The sequence below is a fragment of the Paraburkholderia terrae genome (genome assembly GCF_002902925.1).
Taxonomy (GTDB): Bacteria; Pseudomonadota; Gammaproteobacteria; order Burkholderiales; family Burkholderiaceae; genus Paraburkholderia; species Paraburkholderia terrae.
In genome coordinates this window covers 2,785,041-2,798,724 of the sequence record NZ_CP026112.1, presented here as the reverse complement: position 1 = coordinate 2,798,724, position 13,684 = coordinate 2,785,041, and the positions used below count along the sequence as shown (strand labels likewise).

Here is a 13,684-nt window from a genome sequence, read left to right as displayed (position 1 = left end):
TGATTCAGATCATTGCGACGAACGCCAGGTTCGTAGTAACAGCGCGTTCGTCACGACGCTCACGCTCGAGAACGCCATCGCCGCGCCCGCGATCATCGGGTTCAGCAGCCCGAACGCGGCGAGCGGAATGCCGATCAGGTTGTACACGAACGCCCAGAACAGGTTCTGCTGGATCTTGCGCCAGGTGCGGCGCGAGATGTCGATTGCGTCGGCGACCAGCGCCGGGTCGCCACGCATCAGCGTGATGCCCGCCGCGTGCATCGCCACGTCGGTGCCCGTCGCCATCGCGATGCCGATGTCGGCGGCGGCGAGCGCGGGCGCGTCGTTGATGCCGTCTCCCGCCATCGCGACCACGCTCGACGTGCGGATCTTCAGGTCGTGGACGACGCGCGCCTTGTCGGACGGCAGGACCTGCGCGTACACCTCGTCGATGCCGAGCGCGGCGGCGACGCTCTTCGCGCTGCCCTGGTTGTCGCCCGTCACCAGCGCGCTCTTCACGCCCATGCGCGACAGCCGTTCGATCGCGGCGCGCGCGCCCGGCTTGAGGGTGTCGCCGAAAGCGATCAGCGCGAGCGCTTGTGCTTGTGTGTCGGCTTGCGTTTCGATTTGCGCGTCCGTCTTGCCGCGCCCGATCAGCCACGACACCGTGTTGCCTTGCGCTTCGAGCTGCTGGGCGCGGAGGGCGAGGGCGGGCGACGGCGCGACGCCCAGTTCGCCGAGCCAGCGGCTACTGCCGATAGCGAACGTTTCGCCGCCGATATCCGCTTCCACGCCGCGCCCCGCGACCGCGCGCGCGTCGCTGCTGACGGGCAGCGCGGCGCCGCCGCCATCCGCTTCGAACGCTTTCACGACGGCTTTCGCGAGCGGATGCTCGCTATGCCGCTGCACGGCCGCCGCGAGCGCCAGCGCGTTTAAACGGCCCACGCCGTCCGCTGTCTCGAACGCCGTGACGGACGGCTGGCCGACCGTCAGCGTGCCCGTCTTGTCGAACGCGACGACGCGAACCTGGTGCGCGATTTCGAGCGCCTGCGCGTCCTTGATCAGCACGCCGTGACGCGCGGCGACGCCCGTACCCGCCATGATCGCGGTCGGCGTCGCGAGGCCGAGCGCGCACGGGCAGGCGATTACCAGCACTGCGACCGCGTTCAGAATCGCCGTTTCGGCGCCGTGCCCGGCGATCAGCCAGCCGACCAACGTGACGAGCGCGATCGCAAGAATGGCGGGGACGAAGATTTCGCTGACGCGGTCGACCAGCCGCTGGATTGGCGCTTTCTCCGCCTGCGCCGTTTCGACGAGCCGGATGATGCGGGCGAGCGTGGTCTCGGCGCCGATCGCCGTGGTTGTCACTGTGATCGCGCCTTCGCCGTTGATCGACCCCGCCGTCACGCGGTCGTCCTGCTGCTTCGGCACGGGCAGGCTTTCGCCCGTAATCAGCGATTCGTCGATATGCGTGCGGCCTTGCAGCACGGTCCCGTCAACGGGCACGCGCTCGCCCGGCCGTACCGCGACGAGCATGCCGACGCGCACCTGCGCGAGTGGCACTTCATGCTCTTCCGTGCCGACGACGATGCGCGCGCGGTCCGGACGCAGCGCGTTGAGGGCGCGGATCGCGTCGGTGGTCTGGCGCTTGGCGCGCGCTTCGAGCCACTTGCCAAAGCGCACCAGCGTAATCACGACAGCCGATGCCTCGAAGTACAGATGCATCGTGTCGCCGGGGTGCAGCGCCATCTGGTAGACGCTCACGCCATAAGCCGCCGACGTGCCGAGCGCAACCAGCAGATCCATATTGCCCGCGCCCGCGCGCACGGCTTTCCACGCGGCGCGGTAGAAGCGCGCGCCGAACACGAACTGGACGACGGTGGCGAGCGCGAGTTGCAGCGTGGCGGGCAGCATCGCGTGCAGGCCGAGGGGTTCCGCGAACATCGGCACGATGAGCGGCAGCGTCAGCAGCGCGCAGATCACAACCGCTCCGAGTTCGCGGCGCACGGCGGCGCGCGCGGCGGCGTCTTTGTCTTCGGTGGCGGCGGGTGTGGCGTCATCGGCGGAGAGAGGCGTCGCCTGATAGCCGGCTTTCGTGACGGCCGCGATCAACTGATCGACGCCGACCGCGCCGTTGGTCGTGACGGTTGCTTTTTCGGTGGCGAGATTGACGGACGCGGAAGTCACGCCGGGAATCCTCGCGAGCGCTTTTTCGACGCGACCGGAGCACGCCGCGCAGGTCATGCCGCCGATCGCGAGTTCGGCTGTCGATTGCGCGTCATTGTCGGGTGGCGGCGCGTCGTTCAGCGGCTGTGCGTCGTAGCCGGCCTTACGGATGGCGTTGACGAGGGTATCGGTGGTGACGGACGCGTCGGCATCGACGGTTGCTTTTTCGGTTGCCAGATTCACGCTTGCCCGCGCGACGCCCGGCACTTTGGCGAGCGCCTTCTCGACGCGCAGCGCGCAGGACGCGCACGTCATGCCCTGAATGTCGAGTTCCGAGGATGCCGCCGGGCGGGACGTGTCGGCGGCGCGGGGTGGTGCGAGTTCGGTCATGGCTGGGAGGCTCCAGTTTTTGCGCTACTGCGCATCATTGGAAGCAGTATCAGGCTTCCCATGATGGGAAGGTCAAGGGGCTTTTTCGTATTTGCCTGACGGGGAAGGGATGCATGCGCGTGCTGCGGTTTGGTTGTTCTGGGGTTTTCGCTGGCATCTGCGTTATGCCTTCGTGGCGCAGCCGGTTTGGTTTGCTTGGGTTTGTGCTGGCATCCGCGTTTTGTAAGCGTGCTTCAAGCGTCGCCCCTGTGCGGGGCGGCACCTACTTTTCTTTGCCGCCGCAAAGAAAAGTAGGCAAAAGAAAGCGGCTCACACCGCCAGTTCTTGTGTTTGCCTGAGGGCCCCCAAAGGGTCTTACGCTTCAAACGGCAATCACGTGACCCATGTTCGTTGCCAACGCTCTTGCGGTGCGCCTCACCTGCTTCACGCTCCCGCGCTTCACCATGCCGTGCCAGATATTCCACGGCCGCCCAGGTGGCAAACTGTGTGTAGGCCGTAGCACCTCGGCCGCCTCACTTCGGACCGATTGCGCACGTGTCCCACCATGTAAGAGCGCAAACGTGTACGTCGCGACAACCTACACACAGTTTGCCACCTGGGCGGCAGATACCATTCGCAGCCGCTTGCCCTTGTTCGGGTGTTTGAAGTGGGTGAGGCGCTCATTCGAAGCGTTGGCAACGAACGCGAACAGAAATGCTGCCGTGTGAAGCGTAAGACCCTGTGGGGGCCCTCAGGCAATGAGAGATGTTGGCGGTGTGAGCCGCTTTCTTTTGCCTACTTTTCTTTGCGGCGGCAAAGAAAAGTAGGTGCCGCCCCGCACAGGGGCGACGCGTGAAGCACGCTAACAAAACGCGGATGCCAGCGCAAACACAAGCGAACCAAACCCGCCCGCGCCGCGAAGACTCAAACGCGGATGCCAGCGCAAAGGCAACAACCCCACCCGGCATAGCCCGCGCCACGCAGGCCCCGCCCCACCACAAAACAATCAAACAAAAATCCAAAAAAACCAACAAACAACACCCGAACCAAAGACGGCACATCAAAACACCGCCGAACACTCACATTAACTTGCCCCCGCGACGCGGATAAGTTAAAACGCGTTGTCAGAAAAGGAATGTCAGGACATTTCGGCAAGTCCGGCGCGAGCGGGGGCTCGGCGGACCGGGCTCGTCCTGGCTCAGGCATGTGACACCCAGGACCGCGGTTCATCGAATGATAAAAAATCGCCGAGAAAAGTTTCCGTTTCAACTCGCCTGCGCGGCGCTCGCGGGCATCGCATTTCTCACCGGGTGCGCGTCGACTCCTATCGTGGCGCCCAAGCCCACTGGCTGGATCAAGGACGAGGTCGCCGACTCCTACGTATTTGCCTATCCACTCGTGCTGATGGGCGCGTCGCGCGACGCCGCCGTGGGCACGGGCCCAGGCCAGGCGCCCGTCAATACGCTGCGTCACGCGTCGGCGCTGCCGCCCGTCGGCGCACACAATCCGCCGACGCCCGGCATCGACACGCTCGATTCGACCGCGTGGCTCGACGTCGGCGATGAACCGGTGATCGTGTCGCTGCCAACCTCGGCGGGCCGCTATGTGGATGCGCGCGCGCTCGACATGTGGACCAACGTGCTGTGGTCGGCCGAACAGCAGGGCGGCTCGCGCGTGTCGGGCATCAAGGCGCAGACGGTGGCGTTCGCGAAACCCGACTGGAAGGGCGATCTGCCCAAGGGCGTCAAGCGTATCGACGCGCCCACGCGCAATATCTGGCTCGACGTGCGTATCCAGTCGAACGGCGGACGCGATCTGACGGCGGTGCGTAAGCTGCAGCGCGGCATTCGCGTGGTGCCGCTGTCCGTCTATACGGGCGATGCATCGGCGGCATCCGTTGCGCCACGCACCATGCCCGCCGACGCAAGCGTCTCCGGCACGCCCGCCGAGCAGGTCGCCGCGCTCGACGCGAAAGGCTTCTTCGACCGCCTCGCGCGGCTGCTGCCCGACAACCCGCCGTCGCCCGCCGATCCGCACGCGCTCAAGTTTCTCGCCGACCTCGGCGTGAAGCCGGACGAAGCCGTCGAATTGCCCAAGTCGGCCAGCGACGCGATCGCCGGCGGTCTCGCGGACGGCCACACGCGCGTCGCGACGCCGCCGACCAACATGCTGACGGCCAACGGCTGGAGCTGGTTCGGCGACGGTGTCGGCAACTATGGCCCCGACTACGCACTGCGCGCCTATGCGTCGTACGCGCAGCCGGGCATCGGCACGAAGGACGACGAAGTGCGCGGCAACGTCTCGCTCGACAGCGACGGCCACGCGTTGAACGGCGCGAACCGCTATGTGATGCACTTCGAGCCGAACCAGGTGCCGCCCGTGCGCGGCTTCTGGTCGATCGCCGCATACACGAAGGACGGCGCGCTCGGTGACACCACGCCGGCACGCGCGTCAGTCGGCGACAAGGCGGGCGTGCGGCGCAACCGCGACGGCTCGATCGACGTGACGGTGTCGTCGGCGAAACCGCGCAAGGCGTCGAACTGGCTGCCCGCGCCGCGCGGCGATTTCCAGCTCGTGCTGCGTCTCTACGCGCCGAAGCCCGAAGCCAGCGACGGCACCTGGCAGCCGCCCGCCGTCGTGCGTCAATAAGCGAAGCACGTGTCCGCCGCATCACGGCTGGACACGTCCTCGCAACTGAAATCGGGCCACTTACACTTTCTAACGTTTATTTGCCCGCAACGGTCGTCATTCTCATGACATTTGATGGTTTGGCCGAAGTACACGACGTATACTTCGGCCAAGCTGGACATTCGTCATCGCGGCGTGTTCTGCGCCGCCCTACCCGCGACCAAGCATGGCAAGCCCGACCAAAGCATCACTCGCTTCATCCTTTCAGACCGTCCGCGAAGTCGCGCAAGGCCGGCGAGCAAGACGCATCGTTCTCGTCGTATTCGTCGTGCTGGTCCTGTTCGGACTGCTCGGCTTTTTCGCCGCGCCGCCGCTGATCCGGCATATCGCCGAACAGCAGTTGAGCGAGCAACTGGACCGGCCGGCCAGCATCGGCCGTATCTCGCTCAATCCGTACACGCTCAATTTCGAAGCGGACCGCGTCCATATCGGCGACCGTGGCGGCAAGGGCGATTTCGTCGATATCGAGCGGCTGATCGTGCGGACGTCGTGGAGCTCGATTTTCCGGCTCGCGCCCATCGTCGATGAAGTGCATCTCGATTCGCCGCGCTTCACGATCGTCCGCTATGACGCGCAGCGCTTCAACTTCAGCGACCTGATCGAGAAGTTCTCGAAGCAGCCGTCCAAGCCCGACAGCAAGCCGGCGCAGTTCTCGATCTCCAATATCCGCATTGAAAACGGCAAGATCACGTTCGACGACCGGCTGCTCGGCGTTACGCATATCGTCGATGAATGGCGCCTCGGCATTCCGTTCATCGCCACTTTGCCATCCAAGACCGATATCTTCGTCGAGCCGCTGCTGCGCGCGCGTATCGACGGCAGTCCGCTCGCCATCGACGGACGCACGAAGCCGTTCGCGGCGTCGCGGGAATCGGAAGTGTCGCTGCGCTTCGAAGGGCTCGACGTGCCGAAGCTGCTGTCGTATTCGCCAGCAAAGCTGCCCGTCACGGTGCAGGCTGGCAAGCTGTCGAGCGACCTGAAAGTGAGTTTCGTGATGACGGGCGACGCGCCCACGCTGCGCATCACGGGGACGACGGATCTCGCCGACATCGACGTACTCGACGAGCATAAAGCGCCGTTCTTCGCCGCGCGCTCGCTGCATGTGGCTGCGCAGACGCTGGAGCCGCTGAAGAACGTCTATCGTTTCGACGACATCCGCCTCGACGCGCCCACCGTGAATCTCGCGCGCGACAAGAGCGGCGTGCTGAGTGTGCAGCACACGTTCGCTCCGGCGCCCGCGCCCGCGTCAGCGCCCGCCAAGGCGGCGAGCGCGCCCGCGGCGGCTGCGGCTGCATCCGGCGCGAGCGGTGCCGAGGCCGAAGCAGCGAAGGCCGCGCCGCCGCTCGACCTGCAGATCAAGCAATTCGAACTGTCGAACGGCACCGTCGAAATCCAGGACGCAGCGGCGTCGCGGCCCGTGTCGGCGGGGCTGAACAATCTCGCGGTGGCGCTGGCGGATTTCTCGACGCTCGGCAAGACACCCGCGCGCTATACCGTCAAGACCAACGTCAAGAACCAGCCGCAGAGCGCGCTCGCCGTGTCGGGCAACCTGTCGCTCGCCGCGAAGACGGCTGACGCGAAGATCGACCTGAAATCGGCGCAACTGCCCGTCATGCAGCCGTATCTCGACACGGTGACGGCGGCGAAGGTGCTCGACGGCACGTTGAGCGTGCAGTCGAACCTGACGGCGAACTGGTCGAAGGAGCCCGTCGATGTGCAGATCGGCGCAAGCCAGATCGATCTGCAATCGCTGAAGCTCGCGACAGGGGACGCGAAGCAGCCCGTCATTTCGATCGCAGACGGGAAGGCGGGCATCAAGCGCGTCGATCTGGCCGCGCGCAAGGCGGAACTCGATTCGGTCGACGTGACGGGCCTGTCCGTCGACGCGCAGCGCCTGAAGGACGGCACGATCGATCTGGCCGCGCTGGCTGGCCCGCCGCAGGAGCAGGTACACGAGCGCACCGTGATCCACGCGGCGAAGAAGGCGACGCAAGAAGGGCCGGCGTGGCATTACAGCATCGGCGAACTGAACCTGAAGGATGGCGCGGCGACCTTCATCGACAACACGACCCCGCGACCCGTCAAGCTCGCCGTGAAGCCGCTGCAACTGAAGGTGCAGAAGATCAGCGACGACCTGAGCCGCGCGCTGCCCGTCGCACTGCAGGCCACCGTCAACGGCAAGGGCACGCTCGGCGTGAAGGGCGACGTGACGGCGACGCCGCTCAAGCTCGCGATGAAGATCGACGCTAACCGGCTGGATGCCGCGGCGCTCGAGCCGTACTTCGGCAGCAAGCTGAACGCGACGATCGCGAGCGCGCTGCTCAATGCAAGCGGCGATGTGACGCTCGCGCAGGGCGACAAGTCGAAGGGCCTGCGCGCGACGTATCGCGGCGACGCGGCGATCGTCGACGTGCGGATGATCGACAAGGCGACCTCGGACCCGTTTGCCGGCTGGCGCTCGCTGGCGCTGACGGGTATCAAGGCGAATTACGACGAGCGCGGCACGGACGTCGATGCCGCGAAGGTCACGTTCGCGAATTTCTACGGCCGCGTGTTGCTCGACGCGCAAGGCAAGCTGAATCTGAAGGACGTGGTCGCGCACGAAACGGGCGCGCCGCAGTCGCTCACGCGCGACCAGAGCGCCAAGGGCAAAGAGCCGATTCCGCTCGGCGCGCCCGCCGCTTCCGAAGCACAGGCTGCCGTGCCGGCTTCCGCCGCGTCCGGCGCGAACACGTCGGTGACGGCGGCCACGCCGCCGCAAAGTCCGGTGCGCCTGCACTTCGGCCAGCTCGTACTGCAGAACGGCCGCGTCACCTACACCGACAACTTCATCAAGCCGAACTACACGGCAAACCTGGTCGCGATCCAGGGCACGATCGGCGCGTTCGGCACGGAGTCGAAGCAGTCGGCACCCGTCGACGTGTCCGCGAAGCTCGCCGCCAACGGCCCGATCACGATCCGCGGCTCGGTGAATCCGCTGATCGCCAAGCCGGCGCTCGATCTGACGGCAACGGCGCACGGCATCGAGTTGACCAACCTGACGCCATACTCGGCGAAGTACGCGGGCTATCCGATCACAAAGGGCAAGCTGAACGTTGATCTGCACTATCAGTTGGTCAACGATCAACTCACGGCGAACAACCACATCTTCATCGATCAGCTCACGTTCGGCGATCACGTCGACAACGACACGGCGACCAAGCTGCCCGTGAAGCTCGCCATTTCGCTGCTGAAGAACTCGCGCGGCGAAATCGACGTGGACATTCCCGTGTCGGGCTCGCTGTCGAATCCGGAGTTCAGCGTCGGCGGGCTGATCTGGCGCGCGGTGCTGAATCTGCTGCAGAAGGCCGTGACGGCGCCGTTCTCGCTGCTCGCGCATGCGTTTGGCGGCGGCAGCGGCGAGGAACTCGGCTACGTCGAGTTCGATCCGGGCTCCTACGCGCTGTCCGACGCGTCGCAGAAGAAGCTCGACATGATCGTGAAGGCGCTCTCCGACAAGCCGTCGATCCGCCTCGACATCATCGGCCGCGTCGATCCCGCCGTCGATCAGCCGGCGCTGCGCACGGCCTATGTCGACCGGCTTGTACGTCAACAGAAGCTCAAGGACGTCGTGGGCAACGGCGAAAGCGTCGACCCCATGACGATCAAGGTCGACGCCAACGAATACGACAAGTATCTGACCAAGGCCTACAAGGATTCGGACTTCAAGAAGCCGCGCAACATCGTCGGCCTGACGAAGACGCTGCCCGACGACGAGATGAAGACCGCGCTCGCCGAGAATGCGCCCATCACGGACGCCAGCCTGCGCGATCTCGCGCAGCGCCGCGCGCAGGCGGTGCAGCAGTACTTCGAAGGCAAGATCGACAACAGCCGCGTTTTCATCGTGGCGCCGAAGCTCGATGCTTCGGGTATCGACGACAAGGGCGCGACGACGCGGGTGGATTTCGGCCTGAAGTAACACGCCGACGGTTCTTCACGTGTTTGCCGCTTTTTCGCGCAAGCACGTTAACAATCGTCAAGGATGACTGAGCGATCGCGCGTGGGGTCAACGCATCGCGACGACGTTCGTTTAGGATGCCAACCCTTGTGCCAGCGGGCTGCGACATGCAGCCCGCTGGCACATCCGATGCCATCCTTCCGATCGTCTTCCGATGAACATCTTCAAACCGTGCCGCCAGCTCACGCAGCGGCTATTGATCGCGGGCGCCGCATTGGCGCTCGCCGGTTGTGCAAGCGCGCCGTGGGGCGACCTCTTTACCGGTTCGCCCGATGCACGCCCGCCCGCGCTCGAGGCGCCCGCGCCTGTTGCGGCGGGCTTTTATCGCGTGAATCCGGGCGATACGCTGGCGGGCGTTGCGGCGGCGTTCGGGCGTGATCCCGCGCAGCTTGCCCGCTGGAACCGTCTGCCCAACGACTACCCTGTGAGCGTCGGCCAGGTGCTGCGCGTGGCGCCTGATCCTGCGGTGGTGTCCGGGCCCGTGCAAACGGGCGCGCCGGAATCCAGGGTTGCAACCGGCAATGTCGCGCCGCCTGCTGCGCCCTCGCAGCAGACGCGCTTCATCTGGCCCGCCTCGGGGCCCGTGACGTCGAATGCCGGAGACGGCCAGTCGAAAGCTATTCATATCAACGGCACAGCCGGCGAGACGATCCGGGCAGCGAGTACCGGCCGCGTGATCTACGCAGGCTCCGAGATCAAGGCGTACGGCCTGCTCGTCATCGTCAAGCACGACAAACGTTTCGTGAGCGCCTACGGCAACAACGCGAAGCTGCTCGTCAAGGAAGGCGACGCGGTCAAGCAAGGCCAACCCATCGCCGAAATGGGTGCTGCTGACGATCCCCATCCCTATCTGATCTTCGAACTGCGCGACGGCACCAAGGCAGTCGATCCACAAAACTACCTGCCAAAACGTTCGGGTTGACCCGGTCACCTGGCGACGCGCGTCGCGCTCCGTCCTGCGGACCGGTCCGGGTTCTGCGCGACCGCCGCCGAAGCGCATCGCACGACGTCATTTCGAAGACGAGCCATCGCTTGAAAAAGAACCCGCTGCTACGACGCCTCGGCGCGTCCGTTTCGTTCTTCCTGCTGGCGAGCGCGCTGCCTGCGTCGGCATCGGCGGCTGCCGGGAAGCATAAGCCGGTCGATCCGAAGCCGCGTGCCAAGGCGAAAAACGCGCAGCACGGCGCGCATGTCGATCCAAAAACCCGCGCCCATCGCGCCGCGCATGCCGTGCATCTGGCGCATGCGGCGAGCGCGAAAGGGCACACGTCCCGCTTCAGGCAACTGGGGCTCGCGTCGTGGTATGGCCGTGGTTTTCACGGTCATCGGACGGCGAATGGCGAGCACTACGACATGTATGCGATGACGGCCGCGCATCGGACGTTACCGCTTGGATCATATGTACGCGTGACGTCGCTGGCGAGTTCGAAGTCGGTGGTGGTGCGCATCAACGACCGTGGACCCTACGCGCGCGGCCGCGTGATCGATCTGTCGTATCTCGCCGCATCGGCGCTCGGCATGCATCGCGCGGGCGTGACGAAGGTGTCGATCGAGCGGGTGGAGAAGCCCGAAGCGGAGCGCATCGCGCATCGACCGATGCATCTGACGACGAACGGCTAGTAACGCGTTCGACGCGTCGCGCGAGGGTGCCCTGCTAAGCCGCCCGCGTCGGCGCGGCCGTCGTCTTAAACGCAGTCCTTTCGATCACGTTCGCGAGCGTATCGAACGCCGGCCCGATGCGATCGTTCGGCACGCATGCGTAGCCGAGCAGCAGGCCGCTTCGCGCCGGCGTTTCGCTGTTGTAGTACGCGGCGAGCGGCCGCACGATCACGCCCGCGTCGTACGAAGCGGCCGTCACCTCGCGGTCGTTCGCGTCGTCGGGCAGGCCGAGCACCAGATGCAGGCCCGCTTCGTCGCCCATCACGGGCAGCGCGTCACCGAAACGCGCGGTGATCGCGTCGATCAGAATCTGGCGGCGCTCGCCGTACAACGCGCGCATGCGCCGCACGTGCGATGTCAGATAGCCGTCCATGATGAACTCGGTCAGCACGGCCTGCTGCATCAGTTGTCCTTCGCGATACAACTCGGCGACGCCCGTGCGAAACGTATCGACGAGATGTTCCGGCGCGATCATGTAGCCGATCCGCAAACCCGGAAACAGCATCTTCCCCAAGCTGCCGACATAGATCACCTGACCCGCGTCGTCGAGCCCTTGCAGCGACGCGAGCGGCCGGCTGCCGTAACGGAACTCGCTGTCGTAGTCGTCTTCGATGATCCACACGCCATGCTGACGCGCGTATTCGAGCAGCGTGCGGCGGCGCGCGAGGCTCATCACCATGCCGAGCGGATACTGATGCGACGGCGTGACGAGCGCGATGCGCGGCGGCGCCTGCAAGTCGGACTCGCGCGGATTCAGCCCCTCTTCATCGACGGGCACGGGCGCCAGCGTCAGGCCTGAAGACTGCAGCACGCTGCGCGCGCCCCAGTAGCAAGGTTCCTCGACCCACGCGCGGTCGCCGACATCCGTGAGCAGCCGCACGGCGAGATCGATCGACTGATGAATGCCCGTTGTGATGATGATCTGGTCGGGCGTGCATTTCACCGAGCGCGCGACGCGCAGATAGTCCGACAACGCGCGCCGCAGCGGACGATAGCCGCCGCCCGGCGCATACGTCAGGAGATCGGGATTCGCTTCCTTCCAGAGCTTGGCCTGCAGGCGGCTCCATGTGCGCGCCGGAAACTCGGCGACGTCCGGTACGCCGGGCATGAACGCGCCCCATTGCCTCGCCGACACGCCCGCCTGGCGGATCAGGCGAGCACCGCGCGTGGACAGGCTGCCGCGTGCGGGTGCAGCGGGCTGGGCGAGGTTCGCGCCTGGCACCACGCCGCTGATTGCGCCGATAGAGCCACTCGCCGCCGTTGGCGCCTTGCGCGCGTTGACGGCGGCCGTGTCCGGCCGCGTGTCGGCGACATAGGTGCCGCTGCCCGTGGTCGATAACACATAGCCTTCCGCCGTGAGCTGGTCGTAGACATGCAGCACCGTATTGCGCGCGATGCCGAGGTCCGACGCGAGCATACGCGAGCTGGGCAGCTTGGCGCCGGGCAGCAACTGGCCCGTCAGAATGGCCTGCTGCATCAGTCCGAGCACTTGTCGATAGACGGGTTCGCCAGCCGTCCGGTCGAGCCGCGCGGCGAGCCAGTCCGACAGGATCACCGTATCCAAGTGGTTCTATCCGGAATTATGAAATGGTTCCCTATTGTAGAACCGTAACGGGCTATAGTGGATCACGCAATCGATGCAAATCGTTAAAACGGGTGGAACCAAATGTGCGTAGAAACCCGTAGAGATGCAGCTAAAGCATGGAGACGGACACGATGAAAACCGAAGACGTAATCGTCAGCTTTCGGGGTGTGCGCAAGACGTATGACGGCGAAACGCTCGTCGTCAAGCAACTCGATCTCGACATCTATCAAGGCGAATTCCTCACGCTGCTCGGACCCTCCGGTTCCGGCAAGACGACCTGCCTGATGATGCTCGCAGGCTTCGAATTTCCGACGGGCGGCGAGATCTGGCTCGACGGACAACTGCTCAACAACGTGCCGCCGCACAAGCGCAACATCGGCATGGTGTTTCAGAACTACGCGCTGTTTCCGCATCTCACTGTCGAGCAGAACGTCGCGTATCCGCTGACAGTGCGCAAGCTCCCCGCCGACGAACGCGCGCACAAGGTCAACAACGCGCTGAAGATGGTGCGCATGGAAGGCTTTGCGAAGCGCTATCCGGCGCAGTTGTCGGGCGGCCAGCAGCAGCGTATCGCGCTCGCGCGCGCGCTTGTGTTCGAACCCAAACTCGTGCTGATGGACGAGCCGCTCGGGGCGCTAGACAAGCAGTTGCGCGAGCACATGCAATACGAACTCAAATCGCTGCACGAAAAGCTCGGCGTTACCTTCGTCTACGTGACGCACGATCAGGGCGAAGCGCTGACCATGTCCGACCGCGTCGCTGTGTTCGACAAGGGCATCGTCCAGCAACTCGATACCGTCAACAGTCTTTACGAGGCGCCATGCAACGAGTTCGTCGCGAACTTCATCGGCGATAGCAACCGGCTGCGCGGCACGATTGCGAATGTCGACGGCGACTACTGCGAGTTTCACCTGATCGACGGAACGCGCCTGGTCGGGCGGAATATCGGTGGCGCGCAAGCGGGCGCGCAAGGCGTCGCGTGCATCCGGCCGGAGCGGATGAAGCTCGCACCCGGCGCAGTGAGCGGAGCGAAGCCGGGCGCGAATGCGGTGGCGGGCGAAGCGCGCGGGCTCATCTATTTCGGCGATCACGTGCGCATGCGCTGTGGTTTGCCGCAACAGGACGAGTGCTTCGTGAAGGTGCCGCTCGGCACGGAAGCACTCGACGGTTTCGCGCCGGGTGCGCCCGTCGCGCTCGAATTCGCGCCGGAGCATCTGCGCGTGTTCGCGTGAGTAGAAACA

At 65.2% G+C, this 13,684-nt stretch carries 7 protein-coding genes; 5 read left to right on the top strand and 2 right to left on the bottom strand.

Features of this window, described 5'->3' with window-relative positions:
* Positions 1–9 precede the first annotated feature (9 nt).
* Positions 10–2,535, bottom strand: a complete 2,526-nt coding sequence (locus C2L65_RS28845) for a heavy metal translocating P-type ATPase (protein ID WP_042317280.1) — start codon at positions 2,533–2,535, stop codon at positions 10–12.
* Positions 2,536–3,747: 1,212 nt separating this feature from the next.
* On the opposite strand from C2L65_RS28845, the gene C2L65_RS28840 reads away from it, so the two are divergent.
* The 4 genes from C2L65_RS28840 (at position 3,748) to C2L65_RS28825 (ending at position 10,819) form a co-directional block, all read left to right on the top strand.
* Positions 3,748–5,163 carry a DUF1254 domain-containing protein gene (locus C2L65_RS28840; RefSeq protein WP_042315699.1) on the top strand — a complete coding sequence of 472 codons (1,416 nt, stop codon included), beginning with the start codon at positions 3,748–3,750 and terminating at the stop codon, positions 5,161–5,163.
* A 205-nt stretch (positions 5,164–5,368) separates the two neighbouring features.
* Positions 5,369–9,160 (top strand): DUF748 domain-containing protein, encoded by a 3,792-nt coding sequence (locus tag C2L65_RS28835; RefSeq protein ID WP_042315697.1) that lies wholly within the window; start codon positions 5,369–5,371, stop codon positions 9,158–9,160.
* Between the two features lie 193 nt (positions 9,161–9,353).
* Positions 9,354–10,121 carry a peptidoglycan DD-metalloendopeptidase family protein gene (locus C2L65_RS28830; RefSeq protein WP_042315696.1) on the top strand — a complete coding sequence of 256 codons (768 nt, stop codon included), beginning with the start codon at positions 9,354–9,356 and terminating at the stop codon, positions 10,119–10,121.
* 110 nt (positions 10,122–10,231) lie between these two features.
* Positions 10,232–10,819 (top strand): septal ring lytic transglycosylase RlpA family protein, encoded by a 588-nt coding sequence (locus C2L65_RS28825; RefSeq protein WP_042315694.1) that lies wholly within the window; start codon positions 10,232–10,234, stop codon positions 10,817–10,819.
* A 34-nt stretch (positions 10,820–10,853) separates the two neighbouring features.
* Here C2L65_RS28825 and pdxR read toward each other — a convergent pair whose 3' ends face one another.
* Positions 10,854–12,422: a MocR-like pyridoxine biosynthesis transcription factor PdxR gene (pdxR, locus tag C2L65_RS28820; protein WP_042315692.1), complete on the bottom strand. Its 1,569-nt coding sequence runs from the start codon at positions 12,420–12,422 to the stop codon at positions 10,854–10,856.
* A 152-nt stretch (positions 12,423–12,574) separates the two neighbouring features.
* Between pdxR and C2L65_RS28815 the strand changes: the two genes are divergently transcribed.
* Positions 12,575–13,675 carry an ABC transporter ATP-binding protein gene (locus C2L65_RS28815; protein ID WP_042315702.1) on the top strand — a complete coding sequence of 367 codons (1,101 nt, stop codon included), beginning with the start codon at positions 12,575–12,577 and terminating at the stop codon, positions 13,673–13,675.
* Positions 13,676–13,684 lie beyond the last annotated feature (9 nt).

Excerpts from the sequence above, each read along its gene's own strand:
- C2L65_RS28835 (WP_042315697.1), top strand. The coding sequence starts at position 5,369 with ATGGCAAGCCCGACCAAAGCATCACTCGCTTCATCCTTTCAGACCGTC.
- C2L65_RS28845 (WP_042317280.1), bottom strand. The coding sequence starts at position 2,535 with ATGACCGAACTCGCACCACCCCGCGCCGCCGACACGTCCCGCCCGGCG.
- C2L65_RS28830 (WP_042315696.1), top strand. The coding sequence starts at position 9,354 with ATGAACATCTTCAAACCGTGCCGCCAGCTCACGCAGCGGCTATTGATC.
- C2L65_RS28815 (WP_042315702.1), top strand. The coding sequence starts at position 12,575 with ATGAAAACCGAAGACGTAATCGTCAGCTTTCGGGGTGTGCGCAAGACG.
- C2L65_RS28840 (WP_042315699.1), top strand. The coding sequence starts at position 3,748 with ATGATAAAAAATCGCCGAGAAAAGTTTCCGTTTCAACTCGCCTGCGCG.